This is a genomic window from Rheinheimera hassiensis, assembly GCF_022436675.1.
In the GTDB taxonomy this organism is placed as follows: Bacteria; Pseudomonadota; Gammaproteobacteria; order Enterobacterales; family Alteromonadaceae; genus Alishewanella; species Alishewanella hassiensis.
Window position 1 is genome coordinate 368,734 of sequence record NZ_JAKUJZ010000002.1, and the last position, 25,627, is coordinate 394,360.

25 protein-coding genes are annotated in these 25,627 nt (G+C 47.2%); 12 read left to right on the forward strand and 13 right to left on the reverse strand.

Annotated features, from left to right (window positions below; translation table 11 throughout):
• Nucleotides 1–83 precede the first annotated feature (83 nt).
• From MJX74_RS04605 to metK, 8 genes are all read right to left on the reverse strand, one after another.
• The gene (locus tag MJX74_RS04605) at nt 84–335 is read right to left on the reverse strand and encodes a superinfection immunity protein (RefSeq protein ID WP_240221276.1); all 252 of its coding nucleotides are present in this window, start codon (nt 333–335) and stop codon (nt 84–86) included.
• A 120-nt stretch (nt 336–455) separates the two neighbouring features.
• Entirely contained in the window at nt 456–710 is a 255-nt protein-coding gene (locus MJX74_RS04610) for a DUF1653 domain-containing protein (protein WP_240221278.1), read from the reverse strand.
• Complete coding sequence (gene ruvX / locus MJX74_RS04615; protein WP_240221280.1) at nt 694–1,110, reverse strand: Holliday junction resolvase RuvX; 417 nt, start codon at nt 1,108–1,110, stop codon at nt 694–696. Before ruvX ends, MJX74_RS04610 begins: the two co-directional genes overlap by 17 nt.
• The gene (locus tag MJX74_RS04620; RefSeq protein ID WP_240221283.1) at nt 1,110–1,667 is read right to left on the reverse strand and encodes a YqgE/AlgH family protein; all 558 of its coding nucleotides are present in this window, start codon (nt 1,665–1,667) and stop codon (nt 1,110–1,112) included. The genes ruvX and MJX74_RS04620 overlap by 1 nt, the downstream gene beginning before the upstream one ends.
• Nucleotides 1,668–1,691: 24 nt before the next feature.
• Nucleotides 1,692–2,654 (reverse strand): glutathione synthase, encoded by a 963-nt coding sequence (gene gshB / locus MJX74_RS04625; RefSeq protein WP_240221285.1) that lies wholly within the window; start codon nt 2,652–2,654, stop codon nt 1,692–1,694.
• A gap of 9 nt (nt 2,655–2,663) precedes the next feature.
• Nucleotides 2,664–3,392: a 16S rRNA (uracil(1498)-N(3))-methyltransferase gene (gene rsmE, locus MJX74_RS04630; RefSeq protein WP_240221288.1), complete on the reverse strand. Its 729-nt coding sequence runs from the start codon at nt 3,390–3,392 to the stop codon at nt 2,664–2,666.
• A 105-nt stretch (nt 3,393–3,497) separates the two neighbouring features.
• Nucleotides 3,498–5,090 carry an AbgT family transporter gene (locus MJX74_RS04635; RefSeq protein WP_240221290.1) on the reverse strand — a complete coding sequence of 531 codons (1,593 nt, stop codon included), beginning with the start codon at nt 5,088–5,090 and terminating at the stop codon, nt 3,498–3,500.
• 188 nt (nt 5,091–5,278) lie between these two features.
• On the reverse strand, nt 5,279–6,427 hold the full coding sequence (gene metK / locus MJX74_RS04640) for a methionine adenosyltransferase (RefSeq protein ID WP_240221292.1): 1,149 nt from the start codon (nt 6,425–6,427) through the stop codon (nt 5,279–5,281).
• Nucleotides 6,428–6,758: 331 nt separating this feature from the next.
• Here metK and tkt point away from each other — a divergent pair, with 331 nt between their 5' ends.
• From tkt to MJX74_RS04690, 10 genes are all read left to right on the forward strand, one after another.
• On the forward strand, nt 6,759–8,756 hold the full coding sequence (gene tkt, locus MJX74_RS04645) for a transketolase (RefSeq protein WP_240221295.1): 1,998 nt from the start codon (nt 6,759–6,761) through the stop codon (nt 8,754–8,756).
• 71 nt (nt 8,757–8,827) lie between these two features.
• The gene (gene epd / locus MJX74_RS04650; RefSeq protein ID WP_240221297.1) at nt 8,828–9,844 is read left to right on the forward strand and encodes an erythrose-4-phosphate dehydrogenase; all 1,017 of its coding nucleotides are present in this window, start codon (nt 8,828–8,830) and stop codon (nt 9,842–9,844) included.
• Nucleotides 9,845–9,857: 13 nt separating this feature from the next.
• Nucleotides 9,858–11,039: a phosphoglycerate kinase gene (locus tag MJX74_RS04655; RefSeq protein ID WP_240221300.1), complete on the forward strand. Its 1,182-nt coding sequence runs from the start codon at nt 9,858–9,860 to the stop codon at nt 11,037–11,039.
• Between the two features lie 49 nt (nt 11,040–11,088).
• On the forward strand, nt 11,089–12,153 hold the full coding sequence (fba, locus tag MJX74_RS04660) for a class II fructose-bisphosphate aldolase (RefSeq protein WP_240221302.1): 1,065 nt from the start codon (nt 11,089–11,091) through the stop codon (nt 12,151–12,153).
• Nucleotides 12,154–12,401: 248 nt separating this feature from the next.
• Nucleotides 12,402–13,172 (forward strand): DUF3450 domain-containing protein, encoded by a 771-nt coding sequence (locus tag MJX74_RS04665; protein WP_240221304.1) that lies wholly within the window; start codon nt 12,402–12,404, stop codon nt 13,170–13,172.
• A 6-nt stretch (nt 13,173–13,178) separates the two neighbouring features.
• The gene (locus MJX74_RS04670; protein ID WP_240221307.1) at nt 13,179–14,546 is read left to right on the forward strand and encodes a MotA/TolQ/ExbB proton channel family protein; all 1,368 of its coding nucleotides are present in this window, start codon (nt 13,179–13,181) and stop codon (nt 14,544–14,546) included.
• A complete protein-coding gene (locus tag MJX74_RS04675) occupies nt 14,546–15,073 on the forward strand; it encodes a MotA/TolQ/ExbB proton channel family protein (protein ID WP_231731979.1) in 528 nt (175 codons plus the stop codon). Before MJX74_RS04670 ends, MJX74_RS04675 begins: the two co-directional genes overlap by 1 nt.
• A 12-nt stretch (nt 15,074–15,085) precedes the next feature.
• The gene (locus MJX74_RS04680; protein WP_240221309.1) at nt 15,086–15,490 is read left to right on the forward strand and encodes an ExbD/TolR family protein; all 405 of its coding nucleotides are present in this window, start codon (nt 15,086–15,088) and stop codon (nt 15,488–15,490) included.
• A 2-nt stretch (nt 15,491–15,492) separates the two neighbouring features.
• Nucleotides 15,493–16,110 (forward strand): energy transducer TonB, encoded by a 618-nt coding sequence (locus tag MJX74_RS04685; protein WP_240221311.1) that lies wholly within the window; start codon nt 15,493–15,495, stop codon nt 16,108–16,110.
• Nucleotide 16,111: 1 nt separating this feature from the next.
• Complete coding sequence (locus MJX74_RS04690) at nt 16,112–17,368, forward strand: tetratricopeptide repeat protein (protein ID WP_240221313.1); 1,257 nt, start codon at nt 16,112–16,114, stop codon at nt 17,366–17,368.
• 63 nt (nt 17,369–17,431) lie between these two features.
• Here the strand turns inward: MJX74_RS04690 and prsR are convergent, their stop codons facing one another.
• From prsR to MJX74_RS04705, 3 genes are read right to left on the reverse strand one after another with little or no spacing between them, the layout of a single operon-like run.
• Nucleotides 17,432–18,790, reverse strand: a complete 1,359-nt coding sequence (prsR, locus tag MJX74_RS04695) for a PEP-CTERM-box response regulator transcription factor (protein ID WP_240221315.1) — start codon at nt 18,788–18,790, stop codon at nt 17,432–17,434.
• Nucleotides 18,791–18,824: 34 nt separating this feature from the next.
• Nucleotides 18,825–20,846 carry an XrtA/PEP-CTERM system histidine kinase PrsK gene (gene prsK, locus MJX74_RS04700; protein WP_240221317.1) on the reverse strand — a complete coding sequence of 674 codons (2,022 nt, stop codon included), beginning with the start codon at nt 20,844–20,846 and terminating at the stop codon, nt 18,825–18,827.
• Nucleotides 20,847–20,887: 41 nt separating this feature from the next.
• Nucleotides 20,888–21,634 (reverse strand): S1 family peptidase, encoded by a 747-nt coding sequence (locus tag MJX74_RS04705; protein ID WP_240221319.1) that lies wholly within the window; start codon nt 21,632–21,634, stop codon nt 20,888–20,890.
• Nucleotides 21,635–21,770: 136 nt separating this feature from the next.
• Between MJX74_RS04705 and MJX74_RS04710 the strand changes: the two genes are divergently transcribed.
• Nucleotides 21,771–22,616 carry a patatin-like phospholipase family protein gene (locus MJX74_RS04710; RefSeq protein WP_240221321.1) on the forward strand — a complete coding sequence of 282 codons (846 nt, stop codon included), beginning with the start codon at nt 21,771–21,773 and terminating at the stop codon, nt 22,614–22,616.
• 45 nt (nt 22,617–22,661) lie between these two features.
• Here MJX74_RS04710 and MJX74_RS04715 read toward each other — a convergent pair whose 3' ends face one another.
• A complete protein-coding gene (locus MJX74_RS04715) occupies nt 22,662–23,705 on the reverse strand; it encodes a Leu/Phe/Val dehydrogenase (protein ID WP_240221323.1) in 1,044 nt (347 codons plus the stop codon).
• A 239-nt stretch (nt 23,706–23,944) separates the two neighbouring features.
• On the opposite strand from MJX74_RS04715, the gene MJX74_RS04720 reads away from it, so the two are divergent.
• The gene (locus MJX74_RS04720) at nt 23,945–24,373 is read left to right on the forward strand and encodes a DUF4826 family protein (RefSeq protein ID WP_240221325.1); all 429 of its coding nucleotides are present in this window, start codon (nt 23,945–23,947) and stop codon (nt 24,371–24,373) included.
• A gap of 77 nt (nt 24,374–24,450) precedes the next feature.
• Here the strand turns inward: MJX74_RS04720 and MJX74_RS04725 are convergent, their stop codons facing one another.
• A complete protein-coding gene (locus tag MJX74_RS04725; protein WP_240221326.1) occupies nt 24,451–25,605 on the reverse strand; it encodes a ribosomal protein uL16 3-hydroxylase in 1,155 nt (384 codons plus the stop codon).
• Nucleotides 25,606–25,627 lie beyond the last annotated feature (22 nt).

Consider the following 25,627-nt stretch of genomic DNA (forward strand, 5'->3'; position numbering starts at 1 on the left):
TCCGGCGAAATGTTGTGAGTGTTGTCATAGCTGCTGTTGTAATACCTGTACAAGCAAAAAGCTGAATAAACACAGTGTACTATCTATTGTGTGACTTGTTCAGCCGCTTTTTTCTGTTTGCCGGTAAAGGCCCAAACAATAAGTGCTATCCAGGCTATCAGGGAAAATCCAGCCGGTATATTCGCCAGAAATATCTTACCCAAATGCCGGCGGTTGCAAAAGCCGGCAATAATGCTGGGTAAAAAGTAAATCGCCACAAAGGCGGGTATAAAGACTACCCATAGTAACGGGTTCATCTGGCTTAATTGGTGAAAAAACTCAGTTTGTTCAAACATGTTGCTGTCCTCTTGTTGGGTTGATGTAACAAGAGTACTTGCCTGTAACACTGTGTGGATTAGAAAAGTGACAGGCGGTAAAAAACGGTGATAACAGGTTGCCGTGCAGACACTGGCGGACTATTCAGCCAGTTGTTGTGGTTCAGTTTGGCCCAGATACTGAAAGCGTGGCAGCAATTCACCGGCAATTTCAACGTTTTGAATAAACATGTCCAGGGGGCGTGCCCACAAGCCAAAATCGCCGTACAGCGCGCGGTAAATTACCAGCCACTGTTCGGTTTCGCTGTGACGGGCGCATTCAATGACCTGATAGTACGCCCCTTTATAATGCTGATAGTAACCAGGCTGAACGGTTAATTTAGGCGCGTTGTTCATACCAGCTCTCGAAGATAATTTTTGCAGATAAACTATCCACTTTGTCTTTAGCCAGATTACGGTAGCCGCCGTCGGCAAACAGCATACTGCGTGCTTCAGTGGTGGTAAGGCGTTCGTCATGCAGCTCCACCGGTAAACCAAAACGGCCATGCAGCCGGTTGGCAAACTTACGCGTGCGTACGGTAAAGGGTTGCTCGGTGCCATCCATATTCAGTGGTAAACCCACCAGCAATAACTGAGGTTTCCATTCGTTAATCAGCTTTTCCAGCAATGCCCAGTCCGGGGTGCCGTCTTGTGCCTTTAGTGCGCTAAGCAGTGAGGCGGTGCCGGTAAGTTCCTGACCTACCGCCACGCCGATGCTTTTGGTACCGTAATCAAAGGTTAAGATGGTGCGACTCATTAAGCGTGACCGGCCTCGTTAGTTAGCTGCCAGGGTTTAATGCCGATTTTAGCTGTGGCGCTTTGCCATTTTTCGGCGTGGGTTAAGTCAAAAATAATATCGCTGTCGGCCGGAATAATTAACCAGGCGTTATCAGCAATTTCCTGCTCTAGCTGGCCGGCAGTCCAGCCGGCATAACCCAGCGCCAGAATAAATTTTTCCGGCGCGTTGTCGGTCGTCAGATCAAACAGAATATCTTTTGATGTGGTTACCATCAGGCTATCGTTCAGCCGCATACTACTGGCATAGCCTTCTTTGGCTGTATGTAAGACAAAGCCTCTGTCGTGCTGCACCGGGCCGCCGGCGCAAACATGGGCCGTTGCTGCCGGGCTACTGGTGTTGTATTCAATTTGCAGTTGTTTCAGCAAATCGGCTACTTTCACATCCAGCGGGTGGTTAATCACAATACCCATTGCTCCTTCATCATTGTGCTCACAAATATAGGCGACACTGCGTTTGAACAGTGGATCATCTAATGACGGCATAGCAATTAAAAAATGATTCTGAAAACTCTGCATAGTGACCTCGTTACAACGTGGTTGTCACTGGCGGGCTGCCAGCAGCTGTTCAATTTCATCAAATAACAAACCGGTGATGCTGATTGGAAACGCCGCTTCAATTTCGCGGATACAGGTTGGGCTGGTAACGTTAATTTCAGTTAACTTGTCGCCTATTACGTCCAGACCGACAAAAATCAGGCCTTTGGCTTTTAGCGTGGGTGCTACCGCATTGGCAATGGACCAGTCAGAATCTGACAAAGATCTGGCTTCACCACGACCACCTGCTGCGAGGTTGCCACGGGTTTCACCACTTGCCGGAATGCGTGCTAAACAGTATGGCACGGGTTTACCGTTTACTACCAGTATTCGTTTATCGCCCTCGCTTATTTCGGGGATAAAGCGCTGCGCCATAGCATAGCGGCTGCCATGCTCGGTTAGCGTTTCAATGATCACACTAACATTAGCATCACCCGGCTTTAAGCGGAAAATAGAGGCGCCGCCCATGCCATCCAGCGGCTTTAAGATCACATCCTGTTCGGCCTGATAAAAAGCTTTTAAGCGTTTGGCATCGCGGCTAACCAAGGTCTTTGGCGTGTGCTGGCTAAACCAGCTGGTGTAGAGCTTTTCATTGGCATCGCGCAAACTTTGTGGTTTATTCACAATCAGCGTGCCATGATCTTCTGCTCGCTCAAGAATATAAGTAGCGTAAATGTATTCGGTATCAAACGGCGGATCTTTACGCATTAAGATCACATCCAGCTCGCTAAGGTTAATGTCCTGCTCGGTGCCAAACTGATACCAGCCGGCCAGGTCTTCTTGCACTGTCAATAATTTAGTGGTGGCGCGGGCCTGACCTTCCAGCAAATATAAATCGGCCATTTCCATATAATGAATTTGATAACCGCGTTGCTGTGCCTGCAGCAACATAGCGAAGCTGGAGTCTTTTTTAATATTAATGGCAGAAATAGGGTCCATCACTATGCCAAGTTTTATCGGTTTACTCATGCTGTATCCTCAGGCCAGATCGCCAAATTGCAGTTGTAACGCACTGATAGCGGTAAGTGCTGCCGTTTCGGTGCGCAGTACGCGTGGCCCCAACTGAATGCCGCTAAAGCCAGACGCCGTGGTGTGTGCCATTTCCTGTTCACTGAAGCCGCCTTCAGGGCCTATTACTAACCGGATATTGTGGTTGGGTATAAGCGTCTTAATGGTGTCTTTTGCCCAAGGATGCAAGGTTAGCTTTAATTCTTTTGTGCTTTGGCTAAGCCAGCTATCCAGTGAAATGGCCGGATGTACCGTTGGCACTATACTGCGGCCACTTTGCTCACAGGCACTGATGGCGATTTTTTGCCATTGCTCGTTACGTTTAGCCAGGCGCTCGCCGTCCAGCTTTACGCCGCAGCGCTCGGTAAATAGCGGGGTAATTTCAGTAACGCCAAGCTCTACCGCTTTTTGAATGGCAAAATCCATTCTGTCACCGCGCGATATACCCTGGCCCAGATGGATCTTCAGGGGCGACTCAACCGGGTTTTCCAGCTGTGCTGTGGCAATAACATTAACGCGCTTTTTGTCGCTGCTGCTGATGCGGGCAGGGTAGTTAAAGCTATCGCCGTTAAACAGCAACAGCTCGCTGCCAACCGGCATGCGCAGTACGCGGCCAACATGGTTGGCGGCATCGTCATTCAGGGCAAACTCGTGGTTAAGTGCAATAGCACCATGGTGATAAATTCTTGGGATACGCATAAAAACTTCTGCAACTAAACAATGCCGTTATGGTAGCAGGCGGCAAAGACAAGCGACAGAAAAAACAAACCCTGCCGAAGCAGGGTTGTTAAAGGCTCAAGCGGATTAGTTTACCGCCGGGTAGCTGTAACTGGCGCCAACGCCCAGTGGAATATCCAACGCCCAGAAACCGAGCAGGAAAGCAGTCCACAATACCAACATGGCGATAGAGTAAGGCAACATCAGCGCGATAAGGGTACCAATACCGGTTGATTTAACATACTTCTGGCAAAACACCACGATTAACGGGAAGTACGGCAGCAGCGGCGTAATAATATTGGTAGAAGAATCACCCACACGGTAAGCCGCCTGAGTTAAATCCGGTGATACGCCAAGCTCCATCAGCATAGGTACCATAATGGCACCAATCAGCGCCCACTTAGCTGACGCTGAGCCAACTAACAGGTTAACAAAGCCTGATAAAAACACGATACCAATCAGCGTAAAGCCCATAGGAAAGGCCATTTGCTGCAGCCAGTTTGCACCTTTAATTGCCATTAAGGCGCCAAGGTTAGACTGGCCAAAAGCATAGATAAACTGAGCACAGAAAAACGCCATAACAATGTAGTAGCCCATGCCGCTCATGGCTTTGCTCATGCCTTTGATAATGTCGCGGTGGTTTTTGGCATTACCGGATACATAGCCGTAAACCACTCCAGGGATTAAAAAGAACACAAAGATAATGCTGACAATAGATTGCATTAACGGCGCTGCGAAAACCAGCAGGTTGCTTTGACCTTCTGCCAGCACTGTGCCGGCAGGTGCGCGCCAGGCTGAGGTTTCCGGCAGGGCCGACACAATTAACAGGACTATGCTTAACAGCATGGAAAAGCTGGCCCAGCGCAAACCTTTACGCTCGTTGGGTTTTAAGTCGTCCATCTTCGGCATATCGGCCGGGTCGCCGTCTACCACAGTAGATTTAAGCCTTGGCTCAATAAACTTGTCCGTGATTATCCAACCGACAATAACCACCAAAAAGGTAGAGGCGGTAGTGAAGTAGTAGTTGTTCATCGGGCTGACAAACAGCTCAGCTGCAGCAGGGTCAGATGATAAACGCGCCGACACTTGTGTCAGGCCTGACAGCAGCGGGTCAAGGCTTGATGGCAGTATAGTGGCAGAGAAACCACCCGATACACCAGCAAAGGCTGCGGCGATACCGGCCAGCGGATGGCGGCCGGCAGCATAGAAAATAACGGCGCCCAGCGGAATAACCAGCACATAACCGGCATCTACCGCCATATGACTGGCAACACCGACAGCAATCAGTACTGGCGTTAACAGCATCTTCGGTGTAACCGACAGCACAGAGCGTAAACCGGCATTAATAAAGCCGGTATGCTCGGCGACACCTAAACCCAGCATGGCCACCAACACCACGCCAAGCGGGGCAAAGGTAACAAAGGTATTGACCATTTTGGCCATAAAGGTAGTCATGGAATCGGCGGCCAGCAGATTGTTCACCTGAATAGCGGCGCCGGTGCGCGGATCTACTTCATTAAAGCTGACACCGGCCAGAGCCCAGGATACTACCCAGACCACTACCATCAGCAGGGCAAATAATACGGCTGGGTCGGGTAATTTATTACCGACCACTTCTATGGCATTAAGCGCACGGTTAAGCCAGCCGGTTTTAGCGGCGTTGGCAGTTTGTTCAGACATATTGGTTCCTTTCTTATAGTTTTTGTTTCACTGTGCAAGGCAACACAGGACCCCGGATGTTACTTAACGGCTTATCATACACAAAAAGTGCCGGATGATAAGGCGAAATTGTCACTCTGCATGGATAACTGCAGGTGTGAAAAAGGAGAGCCGGGCTCTCCTTTTTCTATTTAACTGACCAGCGATGTTTATTTCGCGTACTGGCGCAGTAACTCCGCTTTGTCGGTTTGCTCCCACGGGAACTCATCACGGCCAAAGTGGCCATAAGCCGCAGTTGGCAGGTATATTGGCCGTTCCAGCTGTAACATTTCAATCAGGCCGTAAGGACGCAGGTCAAAATGTTCACGCACCAGCTTAATCAGCTGATCTTCACTCAGTTTGCTGGTGCCGAAGGTTTCCAGGCTGATAGAGGTAGGCTCTGCTACGCCGATAGCGTAAGACACTTGCAATTCGCAGCGATCAGCTAAACCGGCAGCTACAATGTTTTTTGCCACATAACGCGCAGCGTAAGCGGCTGAACGATCTACTTTTGACGGATCTTTACCGGAGAAAGCACCGCCGCCGTGACGCGCCATACCGCCGTATGAATCAACAATAATTTTACGGCCGGTTAAGCCGCAGTCACCCATAGGGCCGCCAATCACAAAACGTCCGGTCGGGTTGATAAAGAATTTGGTTTTAGCAGTTAACCATTCTGTCGGCAGTACCGGTTTAATAATGGTTTCCATTACCGCTTCACGCAGGTCTGCCGTGCTGATGGTGTCGCAGTGCTGGGTAGATAATACTACCGCATCAATACCCACTGGTTTGCCGTCTTCATAAATAAAGCTTAACTGGGATTTTGCATCCGGGCGCAGCCATGGCAGGGTGCCGTCTTTACGCACTTGCGCCTGGCGCTGCACCAAACGGTGTGAATAGGTAATAGGAGCTGGCATTAACACGTCAGTTTCATTACTGGCGTAACCAAACATTAAACCCTGATCGCCTGCGCCTTGCTCTTTTGGATCAGCTCGGTCTACACCCTGGTTAATATCAGGTGATTGTTTACCAATGGCATTTAATACTGCGCATGAATCGGCGTCAAAACCCATATCTGAGTGTACGTAACCAATTTCGCGCACGGTTTTACGGGTAATTTCTTCAATATCAACCCAGGCAGTAGTGGTGATTTCACCACCTACCAGCACCATACCGGTTTTGACGAAGGTTTCGCAGGCTACACGGGCTTTAGGATCTTGTTCCAGGATAGCATCCAGTACGGCGTCAGAAATCTGATCAGCAATTTTATCCGGATGTCCTTCAGATACTGACTCAGAAGTAAAAATGTGTTGTGCCATTGGTTGTATTCCAAAAATAAGGTTAATGCAGTTAAGTTCGATCTGTCTAAAAATGCCATGACGAACCCAAAAAATAGGCGGCTATTCTAGAGAAAGTACGTTGTCTTTGCCAGAAAAATCTGCCACCCAGACGTCTTTAATGCTATTTTACCTTGCCTATTACGTTAGTAAAGCAAGTTAGATCTGAGCGGCTGAAAATTGTTTCTGTCAGTGGATTTAAATTTGCCATCCAGCGGGGGCTCTGTGAAAATAGTGCTACTTTGAGCCTTAACATTTCAGCTTAACAACAATCTGCTTCGTTACAAGAAGCCGCGCAATGTCAGGAGTGAACATGCCATCTCGTAAACAACTCGCCAATGCGATCCGTGCGCTAAGCATGGATGCGGTGCAAAAAGCTAAATCAGGACACCCGGGTGCCCCTATGGGTATGGCCGACATTGCCGAAGTGTTATGGCGTGATTTTCTCCGGCATAATCCGCAGGATCCAAAGTGGCCTAACCGCGACCGTTTCATCTTATCCAACGGTCATGGCTCAATGCTGTTGTATTCTTTGTTACATTTAAGCGGTTATGACTTAAGTATTGAAGACTTAAAACAATTCCGTCAATTACACTCCAGAACGCCTGGCCACCCGGAATACGGTTATGCGCCAGGGGTAGAAACCACTACGGGCCCGCTGGGGCAGGGCATTACCAATGCAGTAGGTATGGCGATTGCTGAAAAAGCTCTGGCGGCGCAGTTTAACCAGCCGGGTTATGACATAGTTGATCATCACACTTACACCTTTTTAGGTGACGGCTGCTTGATGGAAGGTATCTCACACGAAGCCTGTTCTTTAGCTGGCACTTTAGGTTTAGGCAAGCTGATTGCTTTTTGGGACGACAATGGTATTTCTATTGACGGCCATGTTGAAGGCTGGTTCACCGATAACACTCCGGCCCGGTTTGAAGCCTACGGCTGGCATGTCATCAGTAATGTGGATGGGCACGATGCGGCAGCTGTAGAAGCGGCCATTAAACAGGCAAAAGCCGAAACCGGCAAACCTACCCTGATTTGTTGCCGTACCGTTATAGGCTATGGCGCGCCGAATAAAGGCGGCAGCCATGATAGCCACGGTGCGCCGTTGGGTGATACTGAAATTGCCGCTGCACGCGATTTCCTGCAATGGCCACATGCGCCGTTCGATATTCCTGCTGATATTTATGCTGATTGGGATACTAAAGCCAAAGGCAGCGCACAGCAGCAAGATTGGCAGCAGCTGTTTGCCCGTTACAGCGCAGCATTTCCTGAGCAAGCGGCTGAATTCAGCCGCCGTGTAGCAGGGGATTTGCCATCAGACTGGTCAGAAAAGTCTCAGGCGTATATTAACCAACTGCAAGCTAACCCGGCCAATATAGCCAGCCGTAAAGCGTCACAAAATGCATTAAATGCTTTTGGCCCTATATTGCCAGAGTTTATGGGCGGTTCGGCGGATTTAGCTGGCTCCAACCTGACTATCTGGTCTGGCTCTAAGCCACTTACCAACACAGATGCCAGCGGTAACTACATTTATTATGGTGTGCGTGAATTCGGTATGTCGGCCATTATGAATGGTATTGCACTGCATGGCGGCTTTGTACCTTACGGTGCGACCTTCCTGATGTTTATGGAATATGCCCGTAATGCGGTGCGTATGGCAGCGCTGATGAAGCAGCGGGTGATCTTCGTTTACACCCACGATTCTATCGGTTTAGGTGAAGATGGCCCAACGCACCAGCCGGTAGAGCAATTAGCTGCACTGCGCGCTACACCAAATTTAATGAACTGGCGTCCGTGCGATCAGGTCGAGTCTGCCGTAGCCTGGAAAGCGGCGATTGAGCGCACTGATGGCCCGAGTACCTTAATTTTTACCCGGCAAAATCTGGCACAGCAGCAGCGCAATACGCAGCAACTGGCCGATGTAAAACGTGGTGGTTATATCCTGCGTGACTGCAACGGTACGCCAGAATTAATTATTATTGCCACCGGCTCTGAAGTTGAACTGGCGATGCAAGCCGCAGCTAAGCTGACCGAGCAGGGTAAAGCGGTTCGGGTAGTATCTATGCCATCAACCGATGTGTTTGAGCAACAGGATGCCGCTTACCGCGAAGCGGTATTACCCGGCTCAGTAAGCAAACGGATTGCCGTAGAAGCGGGTATTACCGATTGTTGGTATAAATATGTTGGCTTAACCGGCAAAATTATCGGCATGACCAGCTTTGGCGAGTCGGCACCGGCAGAGCAGCTATTTGAGTACTTTGGTATCACCACCGCAAAAGTACTCGAAGCGGCAGAGCAGCTACTGGCGTAATAGTTAATATAATGGGACCAGGTTTGGTCCCATTTTCTTATGTCTTTTTCTATGTCATGTAGCGTGGTGTTATGGCAATCAGACTGGCAATAAACGGCTTTGGCCGTATCGGGCGTAATATTTTGCGCGCTATTTATGAAAATGGCTGGCAGCATGAACTTAATGTTGTCGCTATTAATGAGTTGGCCGATGCTAAAGGGGTCGCACATTTACTAAAGTATGATACCTCACATGGACGCTTTGGTTTCAGCGTCAGTTCATATCAGGGTGGTATTAACGTTGATGGTAAAGATATAGCGTTATTTGCAGAAGCCGATCCGCTGGCACTGCCCTGGAATGAGCTTGAAGTAGATGTGGTTTTAGAATGTACCGGGGTATTTCACAGCCGCGAGCATGCAAACTGGCATTTAGCTGCAGGCGCCAAAAAGGTGTTGTTTTCACACCCGGCAGATACCGATATTGACGCGACCATTATCTATGGTATTAACCAGAGCAGCTTAACGGCGGATATGACAGTGGTGTCGGCAGGGTCTTGTACCACTAACTGCATAGTGCCGGTTATTCAGGTGCTGGATCAGCATTTTGGCGTAGAAAGTGGCACTATTACTACTATCCACGCTTCAATGAATGATCAGCAGGTAATAGATGCTTACCATCCGGATTTGCGCCGTACCCGCGCGGCCAGCCAGTCGATAATACCGGTAGACACTAAGCTGGCACTGGGTATTGAGCGCATATTGCCGCAATTTGCCGGCCGTTTTGAGGCGATTGCAGTGCGGGTGCCAACAGTAAATGTGACGGCGATGGATTTAAGTGTGACACTGCATCAGGATGTCAGTATCAGCGCGGTGAATCAGGCGCTGCAGCAAGCCCGTTTGGGTGAGCTGGCCGGTATTCTGGATTATACCGAGGAGCCTTTGGTGTCAGTGGATTTCAACCACGATGCGCATTCATGCATTGTCGATGGCTCACAAACCCGTGTCAGCCACAAACGGCTGGTAAAATGCCTGGTGTGGTGTGACAACGAATGGGGTTTTGCCAATCGTATGCTTGATACGACGCGAGCCATGATGCAACCGACTTTATAATAAGGAGCTTGAAATGTCTGTTATTCGCATGAGCGATTTGGATCTTAACGGCAAACGCGTGCTGATCCGCGAAGATTTAAACGTACCGGTTAAAAATGGCAAAGTAACCTCGGATGCCCGTTTAAAAGCGGCAATACCTACCATTGAACTGGCACTGAGCAAAGGTGCTAAAGTGATGGTGATGTCGCATCTGGGCCGGCCAGAGGAGGGCGTGTATGACGCTGAATCATCGTTGCAACCGGTGGTCGATTATCTGACTGAGGCTTTAGCAGCTCCGGTGCGTTTAGCTGCCAATTATCTGGATGGTATCGACATCAATGCAGGTGAAGTAGTGGTGTTTGAAAACGTGCGTTTTAACAAAGGCGAAGGCAAAAACGATGATGCTTTAGCGCAAAAGCTGGCTGCACTGTGCGATGTGTTTGTCATGGATGCCTTTGGTACTGCCCACCGCGCTCAGGCCTCTACCCACGGTGTAGCCAAGTTTGCCCCGGTCGCTTGTGCTGGCCCCTTGTTAGTGGCGGAGCTGGATGCTTTAGCGGCAGCACTGAAGAACCCGAAACGGCCGTTAGTTGCTATTGTAGGCGGCTCTAAAGTGTCAACCAAACTGACAGTACTTGAGTCATTGTCGGGTATTGTCGATCAGTTAATCGTTGGCGGTGGTATTGCCAATACTTTTATTGCTGCTAATGGCAATAATGTGGGTAAATCCTTGTATGAGGCTGATTTAATCCCTGAAGCACAGCGCTTAATGGCACAAGCCAGAGCCCGGGGCGGTAATATTCCGGTACCAACCGATGTTGTCGTGGGGCAGGCATTCAGTGAAACCGCCGTTGCCACATTAAAACAGGTAGCTGCGGTAGACGATGCCGATATGATTTTTGATATCGGCCCGGATACAACAGCACAACTGGTTAAGATCTTAAAATCAGCCGGTACTATCGTTTGGAACGGCCCGGTGGGTGTGTTTGAATTCGATCAGTTTGCTGCCGGTACTAAAGATCTGGCGCAGGCAATTGCAGACAGTGATGCTTTCTCAATTGCTGGTGGTGGCGATACACTGGCAGCAATAGATAAATATAATATTGCAGACAAGATTTCATATATATCGACAGGTGGCGGGGCCTTTCTGGAGTTTTTAGAAGGCAAAACCCTGCCAGCAGTAGCTATACTGGAACAACGCGCAACCACAAAATAATAAAAATGTCATACTAAAACTGTACCCTAAAAGATTAAGAGAGGATTTCATGGCCCTTATTTCCCTACGTCAAATGCTGGATCACGCCGCTGAGTTTAGTTACGGCATACCCGCTTTTAACGTAAACAACCTTGAGCAAATGCGCGCTATTATGCTGGCTGCGGATAAAACCGACAGCCCGGTTATTGTGCAAGCTTCAGCCGGGGCCCGCAAATATGCCGGTGCACCGTTTTTGCGCCACCTTATTCTTGCTGCAGTAGAAGAGTTTCCGCATATTCCGGTAGTTATGCACCAGGATCATGGTACTTCACTGGGTGTTTGCCAACGCTCCATTCAATTGGGTTTTTCTTCTGTAATGATGGATGGCTCCTTAGGTGAAGACGGTAAAACACCAATGGATTATGCTTACAATGCCAATGTAACGCGCAAAGTTGTAGAAATAGCGCATGCTTGTGGTGTGTCTGTAGAGGGCGAGTTAGGTTGTTTAGGCTCGCTGGAAACCGGCGCTGCCGGTGAAGAAGATGGCATAGGTGCAGATTGCATACTAAGCCATGATCAAATGCTGACTGATCCGGAAGAAGCAGCACAGTTTGTGCGGGAGACCCAGGTTGATGCCTTGGCAATAGCTTGTGGCACGTCCCATGGTGCTTATAAGTTCAGCCGGCCACCGACAGGTGATATCCTGGCGATAGACCGGATTAAAGCGATCCACGAACGTATTCCGGATACGCATCTGGTGATGCATGGTTCGTCTTCAGTACCGCAGGAATGGTTGCAAATTATTAACGAAAATGGCGGTAAAATTCCGGAGACTTATGGCGTGCCGGTTGAGCAAATTCAGCAAGGCATTAAATACGGAGTGCGTAAGGTCAATATTGATACCGACTTACGGCTTGCCTCTACCGGCGCTATCCGTCGCTATATGACGCAGCACCCGGCAGAATTTGACCCGCGTAAATATTTACAGGCATCGGTAAAAGCGATGACAGAAATTTGTATTGCCCGGTATGAAGCGTTTAACGCTGCAGGCCATGGCAGTAAAATCAAAGCTATATCACTGGACGATATGGTGGCTTTATATGTGTCAGGGAAACTGACGCCGAACATAAAATAAGCTAAAAAATTAATGAACTATAGCAAATTGATTCTTATTTGTTTAATAGTGCATAAATTGGGTGCTAAGCCATATAAATAGCTGCATCAGAGCAGACATTCAGACGCCTGTGTTGTATTGACAAGGGCGTTTTTACCTGTAATGATGCTGATGGTTTACCCTCTAACCGAGGGCCTTTTCTGTCTGTAAGAACGGCAGGGTCCTTACAACTTCAGGTTACGTTAATCAGCAATAATTGGTTGGGAACTATGTTTAACAATAAAATTCGCAAGAGTCTTGTTGCAACAGCTCTGGCCGGTACTTTCGCCCTTTCGGCGAGCGCACTGGCAACAGATTTAAAAGCTTTGCACCAGGAAGGTAGTCAGATCCAGCGCGCAGCAGTGCAGTCTCAAGAAAAAATTAACACTATATATGAGCAGTCTCAGGAATTGTTAGGTGAGTACCGTCAGGTAACTGATCAAACTGAGAACCTGAAAGTTTATAACGACTTCTTAGCAACTCTGGTTACTGACCAGAAGCGTCAGATTGACTCTGTTCAGCGTCAGATTAATACTCTGGAAGATACCCGCAAAGGTACTGTTCCTTTGATGTTCCGCATGATTGATGCACTGGAAGAGTTTGTTAAAGCTGATATTCCTTTGCGAACTGAGCGTCGTATCGCCCGTGTAGAGAATTTACGCGAACTGATGGGCCGTTCAGATGTGCAATTATCTGAGCAATACCGTCAGATTCTGGAAGCTTACAGCATTGAAGTGGGCTACGGTTCAGAAGTGGCATCGTTCCAGGGCACACTGCCATTGAATGGTCAGGAAATTACTGTAGATTTCGTTCATGTTGGTCGCCTGTCATTAATGGCTTTGTCATTAGATGGTAATGCCGGCTGGGTGTGGAACAAGCAAACATCAAGCTGGGATGAGCTGCCAGGTTCTTACCTGACATCAGTATCTCAGTTTATCAAGATGGCACGTCGTGAAGCCACGCTTGAGATGGATCGCGTACCACTTATCGCAGCGGAGTAAGAACACATGAAACAAGCATTTAAGTCAATGTTAATTGCCGCAGCGGTAACTCTGTCCGCTGGTATTGCATTTAACGCATCGGCCAATACTGAGAAGTTGGACCAATTACTAGAACAACTGAAGAAAGAACGTACTGTCGAAGGTCGTGTTAATCAGGAGCGTGAGCGTGCGTTTTTGGCAGAACGTGCCGACAAGCAGGCGTTACTGAATACTGCTAAAAGACAATTCACTGAAGAAGAAAACCGTGGTAAGCGTTTACAAAAAGAATACGCTGACAACGATATTCTGATCGGTCAGAAACAGCAGGAATTAGAAAGTGCGCTGGGTACAATGGGCGAGTTGTTTGGTGTTGTTCGCCAGTCAGCTAACCAGTCTATCGGTACTATCACTGGCTCAATCGTTAGTGCGCAGTACCCTGGTCGTGATGTCCCTCTGCGTGCAATAGCGTCAGCAACAGAGTTGCCTACGCTAGGCGAAATGGAAGACTTGTGGATGGCTTTACTGACCGAGATGACTGAGTCAGGTAAAGTTGCCAAGTTTGATGCTCAGGTAGTTAAGCTGGATGGTGGTGTAGAAACGAAGCGTGTAACACGTTTTGGTACTTTCCATCTGACCACTGATTCTGAATATCTGATCCTGAACAATGATACTGATCAGGTGCAGCCATTAGGCCGTCAACCACAGTCTAAAATTCATGATTCAATTTCTGCATACCATAATGCCAACAGCGGTGAAATTACCGGCATTTACTTAGATCCAACTAAAGGTAATAGCTTACTTCGCTTAAACCAGCAGCGTTCAACTTTGTTTGAATACTATCAGGCCGGTGAAGAAGTTGGTTACATCATTACTGCAGTGTTCTTTATCGGTATGTTAATCGCTCTTGAGCGTATTATTGTTCTGAGTGTTGTTGGTGGCAAAATCCGCTCACAGCTGAAGAACCTGGCTAACCCGTCTGATAACAACCCGCTGGGCCGTATTTTGCGTGTATACCACGAGAACAAATCAGCTGATGTTGAAAACCTTGAGTTAAAACTGGACGAAGCGATTTTACGTGAAACACCAAAATTAGAGCGTGGTATTGGTTTAATTAAATTATTCTCAGCAGTTGCCCCGTTACTGGGTTTGTTAGGTACCGTTATCGGTATGATTCTGACATTCCAGCAAATTACGTTATACGGAACAGGTGATCCGAAGCTAATGGCCGGTTCAATCTCTCTGGCGCTGGTAACAACTGCTCAGGGTCTGGTTGCAGCTATACCGTTATTATTCGTTCACTCTATTGTGGCGTCAAAAGCAAAATCTATTCTGCACATTTTAGATGAGCAGGCTGCTGGCATTATTGCTGCGCATGCGGAGAAGGAGAAAGCCTAATGATACTCCAGCTAGTAGAGCTGTGGGAATCTGTTCAGGATTTTATCCATACTGGTGGCAACGTATTATACGTTGTCGCCCTGGTACTCTTCATCATGTGGGTATTGATGATAGAGCGGTTCTGGTTTCTTAAGGCTGAATATCCGAAGCTAAAAAAGGATATTATTGCCCGCTGGGATGCCAGAGCAGATACCACATCATGGTATGCGCATAAGATCCGTGATTGCTGGATTTCCGAGGCGTCAGATAAATTAGATCAGCGTATGCTGCTCATTAAAACCTTGGTTGCACTGTGTCCACTGGTTGGATTGTTGGGAACGGTTACCGGGATGATTGCTGTGTTCGATATTATGGCGACACAGGGAACTGGTAACCCAAGAACCATGGCAACAGGTATCTCTATGGCGACTATACCGACAATGTCGGGTCTGGTTGCGGCGATATCAGGTGTATTTTTCAGTGCGCGGTTAGACGTTCAGGTGAAGCGAGAAAAAGCAAGCCTGGCCGATAGCTTACCGCATCATTAAAGAGAGTTTTTTATGGCCCGCAAACGTATTCGCGAAGCTGAAACGGCAGAGATCGATATTACGCCGATGATGGATATCGTTTTCATCATGTTGATCTTCTTTATCGTTACCACGTCTTTCGTAAAAGAGGCTGGTATTGATGTAAATAAACCTGAAGCTGCTCAGGCACAGAAGAAGCCAAGCGCAACTATCTTTATTGCTATCCGTGCAAACGGAGAGATATGGATGGATAAGCGTGTAGTTGATGTTGAGCGTGTTTCAGCAAACATTGAACGGCTAAGAGCAGAATCACCAACAGATACTATTATCGTACAGGCTGATGAAGAAGCTAAACACGGTGTAGTGATGGAAGTTATGGATCAGATTAAAGCTGCTGACCCATCGCTGGTGATTAGTATAGCCGGGGAGACTAAGTAATTATGGTACGTTTCCTGACATCGTTAATAATCGGTGGTGTGGTAACGTTTCTGTTGTTCTTAATGATGGCCACTTTACTTAAGTCTAGTGGCGATCGTAAAGCGGTTGAGCAAGAGCGTATTGTTATTGAAATTAACACTACGCCGCCTGACTCAGAGACACAGACCCGGCGGCCACCACCACCACCACCACCGCCACCACCGGCTCAGCCGCCTAAAGCGCCTCAGCCAGAGCCAGATACCGCTAACGCTGCGGGTGCGATAGGTTTTAATATGCCTGGGCTTAACTTGGGTGCAGGTGCCGGTGCCTTAGGCGATCCATCCGGCATGATGCGTGATGGTGATGCAACGCCTATCGTTCGTATTGAACCGCGCTATCCGGTACAAGCTGCTCGTGATGGTTTACAAGGCTGGGTTAAACTTCGTTTCAGCATTATGGAAGACGGTAGTGTTGATGAAGTTGAAGTAATTGAAGCTGAGCCGCGCAGGGTGTTTGACCGCGAAGCTATCCGTGCACTGCGTCGCTGGAAATACAGTCCGAAAGTGGTTGACGGTAAGCCGTTAAAGCAAAGCGGCCAACAAGTTCAGCTGGACTTCACACTAGATATGGCAGGGGGTTAACATGAAGAAGTTTAAAAAACTTACCTCAGCTCTTGTCGTAATGACAGTTTTAGGGGCTTGTTTACCGGTTTCTGCAGCTGTACAGCCTAATATGGCAAAAGTAGAAGAACGTAAAGCACGTAAGACGCAAATTGTTGGCGAGCGTGTTGGTAAAGTTCTGGTTAGCGCCTTTGAGCTGTATAACGAAGAGAAATTAGACGAGGCAATTGCTTTGCTGCTTGACGCTAAGTCTAGCAACGAGTTTGATACTGCTACGCTAAATCGCTTTTTAGGTAACTTATACGCTACCAAAGACGAAAAGCAGGCGATAAAGTACCTTACTCTGGCGGTAAAGCCAGATGTACTTACTTTTGCTGATCAGTCTGCGTCTATGAAGCTGTTAGCTGACATGTTATTGCAGGATAAGCAATATCAAACGGCAATAAAGGCATATGAAGACTGGATGATGTTCACTGGTGAGCAAAATTCAGATGCTTATATGCGTATAGCTAATGCTTACTATTTAATGGACCAGCATGCTAAGGTTTTAGCACCGGCAGATGATGCAATTCGTTTTGCGCCTAAGCCAATTGAAGGGCCTTATCAGCTTAAGATGGCAGCATTGTATGAAACGAAACGCTACAAAGAATTAGTAGCAGTAGTGGAAACAATGGTGCAGCTGTTCCCGGAGAATAAGCAATTCTGGGTCTATCTGGGTAACTTTTATACCTTGACTGAAGAATTTGGCAAATCACTGTCAACATTACAACTAGCCTATTCGCAGGGGTACCTGGAAAAAGACTCTGAAATAAGAATGTTGGCGCAGATGTATGCCAATAATAACATTCCTTATAAAGCGGCTACGGTGATGGAAAAGTACATGAAGAGCGGTTTGGTTAAGAAAGACAAAACCAATCTGACTTTTATTGCTTCCAATTATCAGGCTGCACGTGAGTTTTTAAAGGCTGCTAACTACTATGGTGAAGTTGCTAAGCTGACGAATGATGCTGATTCGTACCGTCGTCAGGGTTCTGCTTATTCTGCTGTGCAGAAGTACAATGAAGCTATTGCTGCTTATGACAAAGCGTTATCAATGAATGTTGATAAACCAAGCGGTGTCTATATGAGCTTAGTGGATGCGTATTTCTATCAGAAGAAATATAAAGAAGCTTATGCTGCGTTGATGAATGCGAAGAAAGATCCTGCTATGTCGCGTCAGGTACGTGGCTGGGAATCTTACATCAAAGATAAAGCGAAGCAAAAAGGCATTACGCTGTAATAAAAAACCCCACTGAAGTGGGGTTTTTTTTAACTATCATATGCAGATTTCAGCTTCAGCAGTTCAGATTTCGGCTTCAGCATTTCTTAAATCGTGCAGGCGATACTTATCTATTAACGCATAAAGTGTTGGTCTGGTGATACCCAGTAAGTCAGATGTTTTAGATAAGTTGCCGTTCGCCAGGGTGTAAGCCTGGCGTATTGCCTGTGTTTCTGCTTGTTCTCTTACTTTACGCAGCGTGCTGGTCTTGACCATTTCTTTGCTACTAAGACCAAGATCGTCAGCAGTAATCAATTTGCTATCTGCCAAAATTACGGCTGATTTAAGTTTATTTTGCAGTTCACGAATATTACCTGGCCACGGGTGTTGCAACATAGCTTGCATAGCACAGTCTGAAAAGCCCTGAACATGGCTGTTAAACTCAATATTGAATTTTGTCAGTAAGGCTTTAGCAATAACGATAATGTCGTGGCCACGCTGGCGTAGCGGTGGGATTGCCAGGGTGATTTCACTCACCCGGTAGTATAAATCTTCGCGGAAACTTTGTGCTGCTACCATTTCAGCCAGATTTCGGTGTGTTGCACATATTACCCTGACATCGACTTCTATTTCCTGACGTCCGCCCACACGCTCAATAACCCTTTCCTGCAAAAAGCGCAGCATCTTGGCTTGCAGGCTCAGTGGCATGTCGCCGATTTCGTCCAGCAGCAGTGTACCGCCGTTAGCACATTCGATTTTGCCTAAGGTGGTTTTATTGGCGCCGGTAAATGCGCCTTTTTCATAGCCGAATAGTTCACTTTCCAGCAGATTTTCTGGTATAGATGCGCAGTTAATGGCTACAAAAGGTTTACTTATCCTTGGACTTTGTCGGTGAATCGCTCTGGCAAATACTTCTTTACCAGTACCACTTTCTCCAAGCAATAAGGTGGTAATCTCTGTCGGGGCTATTTTCTCTACTGTGCGACAGGCGCGCATAATGGCATCACTGTTGCCAATAATATCGCTGCTTGTCATTCCGGCGGCTTTTAGTGCCTGATTTTCTGTTTCTAACTGACTAAGTTTAAAAGCTCTGGTCAGAATCACATTTAACACATCGATATTAATCGGTTTTTGATAGTAGTCATAAGCACCCAGCGCGACAGCTTTAAGCGCATGATCGTTATCATTACTACCGGTGATGACAATAACTTTGCAGTTTGGCTGCATTGACAGTATTTCACTTAAGCAGGCTAAGCCCTCTGTCGCATTGGCAGGATCGGGAGGTAAGCCAAGATCGAGTGTGACAACCTCTGGCTCATATCGCCTTAGTTGTGTCAGTGCTGAAGAGCGATCCTGAGCAAACACCAGTTCATAATCCGGTAAACTCCATTTCAGCTGCTTCTGGATGCCAATATCATCTTCTATGACCAATAAGGTCTTCATAAAACAGTCCTTGTATTTACATCAATAAACGTGATTAGTGTAAAGGAAGAATAAGCGTAAAGGTAGTTCCGACACCTTCTGTACTCTCTACCTGCAATTGGCCATTATGTTGTCTGGCAAAGTGTAGCGCATCATAAGCGCCTACGCCCATACCCGCATTACCTTTTGTTGAGTCAAATGGCTTAAATAAGCGCTCGCTGATAAATTCGGCTGACATCCCGCAGCCAGTGTCCTGAATGCTGATATAGAGCTGTGAGTTATCACAATTCACATCGACCAGTATTTTACCCTCGCTGGCTGTCGCATGCTGGGCATTGTCAATCAGGTGGTAGAGCACACTGGAAAAACGTTCTTTGTTTACCAGTAACTGAGCATCACGGCTGACGGTATATTGAGGTACTGGTTGTTTGGCTGCACAGCGCTGGTTAATGACCTCGTGCACAACGGTTGAGATACTGACCATAGTATCCTGATTGGACTCTGCACGTTTGCTGCTCAGCTGTGACAGCATATTCTGTAAGCGTTGCTGCATAGCGGCGAGAGTATCGAAGCTGTCATTAATAAACTCAGGATTAGTCCGGTGCTTTATACTGTTTGTCAGCATTAAATCGATTTGTGCTTTGATATTTTTCAGATCGTGTACAACAAACGCTGACATGCGGCTAAATGCCGCGAATTGGGCGTTTTCGCTAAGTTTCTGGCTGGCTTGCATTAACTGCAGATAGCTGGATATTTGCTCTGCCACCAGCATCAGGTAATCACGCAGTTCCCAGTTGAGGAATTGGCGATCGACATCCGGTGCGTTTATCAGGCACAGACCCCAAAGTTCATTGTCGGAGTGGATGGGGATGATTAATTGGATATCAATGTCACTTAAGTTATGTTTTTGACAAAAGGGGTCTTTTCTATCTGCCAGATCGACTATCCAGTTTTTGCCGGCAAATTGCTGTACATAATGTTGCAGTAATTCCGTTTCACCGTTATTCAAAGCCGGGCGGTTGATACGGGCCAGGGTTGTCAGGGCAGAAGTTCCTTCCAGTTTGATCAGGCAGCCCCGGCTATAACTGACAGAGTTTAGCCAGGTTTGCATAATAGTTTGGTATTGATCTGACTTGGTAATATCAACCAACTGCAACTGTCTTGTCAGCTCAAGCCACTTCACACGATAATCAAACTTATTGGCAAAGAAATGTTTTTCAATAAATACTTTGAGTTTGCGTCTTACTGCACCGGAAAACAGCAAAACGGCTAACATAGCAAAACCCAGCACTAAAAAGGTAGTTTGCAGCAGGTTTGACCAGGTACCGCCGATATAACGAATATAAAAGCCTGCAACTGCGATAAGGCACAGATAGATACCTGCAGCAAGCACCAGCGAGCTTTGTAGCACAATATCGCGTGACACATAAACATTGATGCCCCAGGCTTGCACGCGTCTGACAGAAATAATCAGCAGTGGCACTATGGCAGCGTAAACAAAACCACGGGCTGACCAGAGCTGGTTATCTACCTGCCCGAATAATGCCGACTCAGCCAGCAAAACGAAGTCAAACAATGCGCAAACGGTTATGCCCAGTACCAGGGGTTTATATTGCCAGCGGTTAGCAGCGGCTTTACGGTACATTGTTTCCAGCAGTGCCAGTTGTAATACACAGATAGCCAGGCTGCCGGTAAAAATCAGGTTCATCGAGAGCAGCTGCAAATAGCTCAGTAAACCCCAACAGCTGATAATTAAGACTAGCAACTGCACAGAGCGCTTTTTTAACAGCAGGCTTAGTGATTGTTCGGCACTGCCAAGTGCCGCCAGTAAAAATAACAGCAGCACCAGGTTTCGGCTGAGCTCTAGTAGTAGCGATACAGGTGTAACGTAGGGGGCAAATCCTGTCAGCATATAATAGGCCGCCCAGACTGTGTTAAACAGTGACCAGGCAAGCAGCAAGGAGCGTGGCAGGTTTTTAATCCGGGTGGCCAGTGTCAACAGAAAGAAAAACAAGTTAGCAACGCAGGCGAAACCAAAGCCAATCCGATCCAACGCTAATTCTGTCAGTAAATCCATCTGCGTCTATCCATAAAAGCTGAAAGTGTATTTGGAGCGGCTTATTGCGTTAGCAAAGGCAGCAAAAACTTTACCGGAATAGCATAAGTAATGCCACTTGGGTCGCTCAGTACCGCTTCCCGTGTCGATTTTACATAAACCTTATTAATAATACCGATCACCTGAGCTGTATTGGCATCAAACAAAGGACTACCGCTATTGCCCGGATAAGCTGTTGCATCTAACTGATATACCATAAAAGGTTGTCGCAATTGGCGCAGCGCAGACGCTTGCAACTGACCAGAGTGATCGGCAGGGATAGCAATGGGTGTTACGGCAGAAATGATACCTCTGTGAGTAGCGGGGTATAATCCCAGTACTGCGGTAATAGGGAAACCGGTAAAGGCGATTTCAGTGCCTTCGTTGATAAAGTCAGCGTCAGCCAGAGTCGCTGCAGGCAATTTAGCTTCTATCGTCAATACCGCTAAGTCATGCACTGTTTGGGTTTTAGTGTCGGTAATCTGGTGAATTTGTATATTGTCTGCCTGGCCGGATAACACAACATAGGATTCGTTGCGTTTTACATCAGGTGCTTTAGCAATAACATGGTAATTAGTAATGATTTTACTGCCATCGGCAACAACAAAACCGGTGCCAACCAGCCGGACGCGGGGCGATGCGAGCGGGCTAAACACGCCTATAGCCACTACAGAGGGTTTTATTTTTTTGATGCTATCCTGCAACGCAGCTTGAGCCGGTAATGCCAGATGCCACAGCAGTGCAATACACAATAGTGCTTTATACATCATTCAGACATTCCTTATCTAAGTTATTGTGTTAGGGCACTATACTAGCCCAATTTATTTGAAATAGCTGCAGTGTTATATGGCAACCGGCAGAATTTGCCCCATACTAAGGAGCGGATGTTCAGGCAAAGGATGCTGTATGCCAATCAGTACAGGTAAAGAGATAGTGCCCATATTCTCAGGTGGCGGTACCCGGCTGAGTTGTTATATTGGCATATTACAGGCGTTGCAGGATATGCAATTTCGTTTCCGGCATCTGGTTGGCGTATCTGGCGGTAGTATTGTGGCGGCGCTTTATGCAACCGGCTGGGACCTTGCCAGCCTCAAAGCACTGGCATTACAAACTGATTTCAGGCAGTTCTGGAGTTTTTCAGTTACATCATTATTACGCACCGGCGGTTTATGTAACGGTGATAAATTTGAAGCCTGGTTAGACAAACAGTTACAAGGTGTAACCTTCGCTAATTTGCCATATGACTTACATGTGCTGGCGACTGATATTAACGGTGGTGGCCCCGTGGTGTTTAACCGGCTGCATACGCCGCACCTTAAAGTGTCAAAGGCCGTGCGCTTCTCTATGTCTATTCCGCTGTTTTTTTCGTTTCAGCCGTTTAAAAATCATATTATGACAGATGGGGTGATATTGTCTGAAGATGCCTTGCACCATGACTGGTCTGGCTCTGGGCTGCCGCTTATTTGCTTTCGGTTAAAAAGTGATGCCGAAGCCAGGCCTGTGCAAACCAGTCGTTATTTCCCTCTGGTATCATATATTTACATGCTGATCCGCACCTTTATGAGCGCGGTATCACGCGAGTATGTGCATGCCGAATACTGGCATAATACGATAGTGATCAATACCGGCAGCATTTCAGCAGTAGATTTTGCCCTGACGGTAGAGCAGAAGCTGGAACTGTTTAATACCGGTTATCAGACAGCCAGCACTATAGTGCCGTTAAAGTTGGCAGGGTTATTTGATACGCAATAAAAAAGCCACTGCAAAAGTGGCTTTAAGGTAGATTGCGTTGAGTGATTATTGCTTGCCGCGACGAATAATTTCCTGCGCCATTAAGTCAGCCACCAGGCTGGTAGCTTGATTTTCGGCATCAGCACGCTGGAAAATATTCAGCAGAGTATCGTAGATGGCGTTTACTTTCGCTGTGGATTCTTCAACGCTGTAACCTTGCGGCCGCATTTCAGAGGCAACATTAATAATACCACCAGCGTTAATCACATAATCCGGTGCATATAAAATACCTTTTTCGCGTAATACATCACCGTGGCGGTCTTCTTTTAACTGATTATTGGCACAACCAGCAACCACGCGAGCTTTAAGCTGCACTATGGTGTCGTCGTTAATTGTGGCACCCAAAGCGCAAGGAGCATAGATATCGGCATCCGCAGCATATATCTCATCCAGAGCTACAGCCACAGCGCCAAACTGGCTTACAGCGCGCTGTACGGCATCCTGATTAATGTCGGTAACAATTAATTTAGCGCCTTCTTTGTGCAAGTATTCACATAAATAGAAACCCACACTGCCAAGGCCCTGTACCGCGACAGTTTTACCGGTTAAATCGTCAGTACCAAACTGATGTTTTGCCGCAGCTTTAATACCACGATAGGTACCCAGAGCAGTAAACGGTGCGGGGTTGCCGCTTTTACCTTCCAGACCGGCAACATAAGGGGTTTCTTTATTGACGATCATAATGTCGCCAGTAGTGATATTGACGTCCTCTGCACTGTAGTAGCTGCCGGATAAGCGGTGGATCATACGGCCAAAAGCACGGAATAATGCTTCGGATTTGATTTTTTTTGCATCACCAATAATAACGGATTTGCCACCGCCTAAAGGTAAGCCTGCCATGGCATTTTTGTATGTCATACCGCGGGATAAACGCAGAACATCATTCAAAGCAGCTTCGTCGGATACATAGTCCCATAAGCGGCAACCGCCTACAGCCGGGCCAAGTGCAGTGCTATGCACGGCAATAATTGCTTTTAAACCGGTTTCTGCATCGCTGCAAAACACAACCTGTTCATGATGATCGAATTCAGAATGATTAAATACTGCCACGACTGATTTCTCCGTTTTTTGATAGCCTGAAATACTCAGGCCACTGTGCCTGGTTAGTGGCCGCGCTGCCGGCGGCATTTTTGCGCGGCGAAATGTAGCATTTCAACCTGGGTTTCACCAGAATCAAACCAAAAAAATATCTGGTCAGTCCAGGCGATTGTCGACAATATATGACAACACTTGATTGTCGGTGGCGAGTCACCTAAAGTAGCAAAAATTTAAAAGCAGGAAGTCTTATAATGAGCGAGCAGTTAACTCAGCAACAAATTGAACAAGCCCGCGCGGAATGGGTAAGAGCGCAGTTCCAAAAAGCCAACGAGTATTTAGCCAGCAAAGGTATTTTGCCAGACAACGTTGCAGCGTCAGAAAGCCGCTATTTGCCACCTTATATGGCGGTATGGAAGTTAAATACGAAAGATAAACAATCATATTGGGTAATAAGCGGCGACTTGCCGACTGATCATTTAGCTTTTGCTGCAGCCCCTAACGCCAGAGATGCTGTCAGAGCGTTTTCCATGCATTGGCAGCTAAAAGCCCAGCAAATTATTGATGCTGGCATCACGGATAAAACCCAGCAGGATTTTGCCAACTTACTGATTAACCGTGCGCACAACCTTTACGATATGTTCAACGAAGATCAGCTTTGGCAGGCCGAAGCTGTAAGTTAACTGTATTTATTACTTTACGAAGAATAAAAAACCGCATTATCTGCGGTTTTTTATTAGCTTTTTAAGATGCTTTGCATTTACTCGCTAAAATACCAATAGCCTTGGTTAATTAAGCTGGTCAGCAGCATCAGCCGCTCGGCTGAGTGATTAAAATGCAGGTTTTGTTCTGATTGTAACTCAGTGTAGTCGCATAGTAGCTGTGCAGTTAGCAGCTCATTTGGCGGCAAGGTGGTCTGGTCACCGTTAAGAAACAGCAGAATATCGCTATTGGTATTTTGCTGATAGTAACAGCAACGCAAGCCCCCAGTGCGGCTTAATACTGAGCCTTCTTCCAGGTATTCGCCAATTTCGTCGACGCCGTAATGTGGGTCAGGCTCGTTTAAATCCAGCTCATGTTTGGCTCGGGTAATTAAACTGCCAAACCAATGCGGTAGCATGGTTTTATCACTTACCAGCTGTTGTAATAACTGCTGCACTTTGCTCAGATCATCATCTGTAATAACACCAACCGATTGCGCACTGCTGCGCCCTGCATCGGTGAAACGCTTACCCGTGATATCATGATCAATCAGATGATCGGCCAGGCCGGTAAGCAGATCTTTTTGTGCCGGAGCACGAAAACCAACAGAATAATTCAGGCTGTTTTCAATGCTGATACCCTCATGCGGGCAGCCGGGCGGAATATACAGAATGTCGCCAGGCTCTGTAATAACGTCGATACAGGCAGTAAAAGGGCTAACCTGCAGCAAACGCGGGTGAGGGCACAATTGCTTCAGGCTGGTATCTGGCATACCAACACGCCAGTGACGTTTGCCTTCGCCCTGAATAATAAACACATCGTACTGGTCTAAGTGGGGGCCGACACCGCCGCCTGGAGCTGAAAAGCTGACCATCAGATCGTCAATACGCCAGTTGGGGATAAAACGAAACGGGTCCAGTAGCTTAGCGGCTTGTGGGTGCCAGTGATCAACGGCCTGCACCAATAAGGTCCAGTCTTTTTCGCCAAAAGCAGAGAAATCTTCAAACGGGCCGGTTTGCATATCCCATTGTTTATCAACACAGCTGACTATGCGTGACTCAATTTCTTCTTCCAGTGCCAGGCCAGCCAGTTCATCTGCTGTTAGCGGGTCGGCAAAATGTTTAAAACCGCCTTTAATCAGCAATGGTTTTTTTTGCCAGTATTCATTAAGAAATTCAGTGATGCCAAGTTCAGCCAAATTTAATTGATACATTTGATATTCCTGAGAAAAAAGG

Coding starts and splice junctions, on each gene's coding strand:
- MJX74_RS04605 (WP_240221276.1), bottom strand. CDS start 335: ATGTTTGAACAAACTGAGTTTTTTCACCAATTAAGCCAGATGAACCCG.
- rsmE (WP_240221288.1), bottom strand. CDS start 3,392: ATGCGTATCCCAAGAATTTATCACCATGGTGCTATTGCACTTAACCAC.
- ruvX (WP_240221280.1), bottom strand. CDS start 1,110: ATGAGTCGCACCATCTTAACCTTTGATTACGGTACCAAAAGCATCGGC.
- MJX74_RS04690 (WP_240221313.1), top strand. CDS start 16,112: ATGAAGAAGTTTAAAAAACTTACCTCAGCTCTTGTCGTAATGACAGTT.
- MJX74_RS04610 (WP_240221278.1), bottom strand. CDS start 710: ATGAACAACGCGCCTAAATTAACCGTTCAGCCTGGTTACTATCAGCAT.
- MJX74_RS04705 (WP_240221319.1), bottom strand. CDS start 21,634: ATGATGTATAAAGCACTATTGTGTATTGCACTGCTGTGGCATCTGGCA.
- prsR (WP_240221315.1), bottom strand. CDS start 18,790: ATGAAGACCTTATTGGTCATAGAAGATGATATTGGCATCCAGAAGCAG.
- MJX74_RS04680 (WP_240221309.1), top strand. CDS start 15,086: ATGGCCCGCAAACGTATTCGCGAAGCTGAAACGGCAGAGATCGATATT.
- epd (WP_240221297.1), top strand. CDS start 8,828: ATGGCAATCAGACTGGCAATAAACGGCTTTGGCCGTATCGGGCGTAAT.
- MJX74_RS04655 (WP_240221300.1), top strand. CDS start 9,858: ATGTCTGTTATTCGCATGAGCGATTTGGATCTTAACGGCAAACGCGTG.
- tkt (WP_240221295.1), top strand. CDS start 6,759: ATGCCATCTCGTAAACAACTCGCCAATGCGATCCGTGCGCTAAGCATG.
- MJX74_RS04665 (WP_240221304.1), top strand. CDS start 12,402: ATGTTTAACAATAAAATTCGCAAGAGTCTTGTTGCAACAGCTCTGGCC.
- MJX74_RS04670 (WP_240221307.1), top strand. CDS start 13,179: ATGAAACAAGCATTTAAGTCAATGTTAATTGCCGCAGCGGTAACTCTG.
- MJX74_RS04710 (WP_240221321.1), top strand. CDS start 21,771: ATGCCAATCAGTACAGGTAAAGAGATAGTGCCCATATTCTCAGGTGGC.
- metK (WP_240221292.1), bottom strand. CDS start 6,427: ATGGCACAACACATTTTTACTTCTGAGTCAGTATCTGAAGGACATCCG.
- MJX74_RS04720 (WP_240221325.1), top strand. CDS start 23,945: ATGAGCGAGCAGTTAACTCAGCAACAAATTGAACAAGCCCGCGCGGAA.
- MJX74_RS04620 (WP_240221283.1), bottom strand. CDS start 1,667: ATGCAGAGTTTTCAGAATCATTTTTTAATTGCTATGCCGTCATTAGAT.
- fba (WP_240221302.1), top strand. CDS start 11,089: ATGGCCCTTATTTCCCTACGTCAAATGCTGGATCACGCCGCTGAGTTT.
- MJX74_RS04635 (WP_240221290.1), bottom strand. CDS start 5,090: ATGTCTGAACAAACTGCCAACGCCGCTAAAACCGGCTGGCTTAACCGT.
- MJX74_RS04675 (WP_231731979.1), top strand. CDS start 14,546: ATGATACTCCAGCTAGTAGAGCTGTGGGAATCTGTTCAGGATTTTATC.
- MJX74_RS04725 (WP_240221326.1), bottom strand. CDS start 25,605: ATGTATCAATTAAATTTGGCTGAACTTGGCATCACTGAATTTCTTAAT.
- gshB (WP_240221285.1), bottom strand. CDS start 2,654: ATGAGTAAACCGATAAAACTTGGCATAGTGATGGACCCTATTTCTGCC.
- MJX74_RS04685 (WP_240221311.1), top strand. CDS start 15,493: ATGGTACGTTTCCTGACATCGTTAATAATCGGTGGTGTGGTAACGTTT.
- prsK (WP_240221317.1), bottom strand. CDS start 20,846: ATGGATTTACTGACAGAATTAGCGTTGGATCGGATTGGCTTTGGTTTC.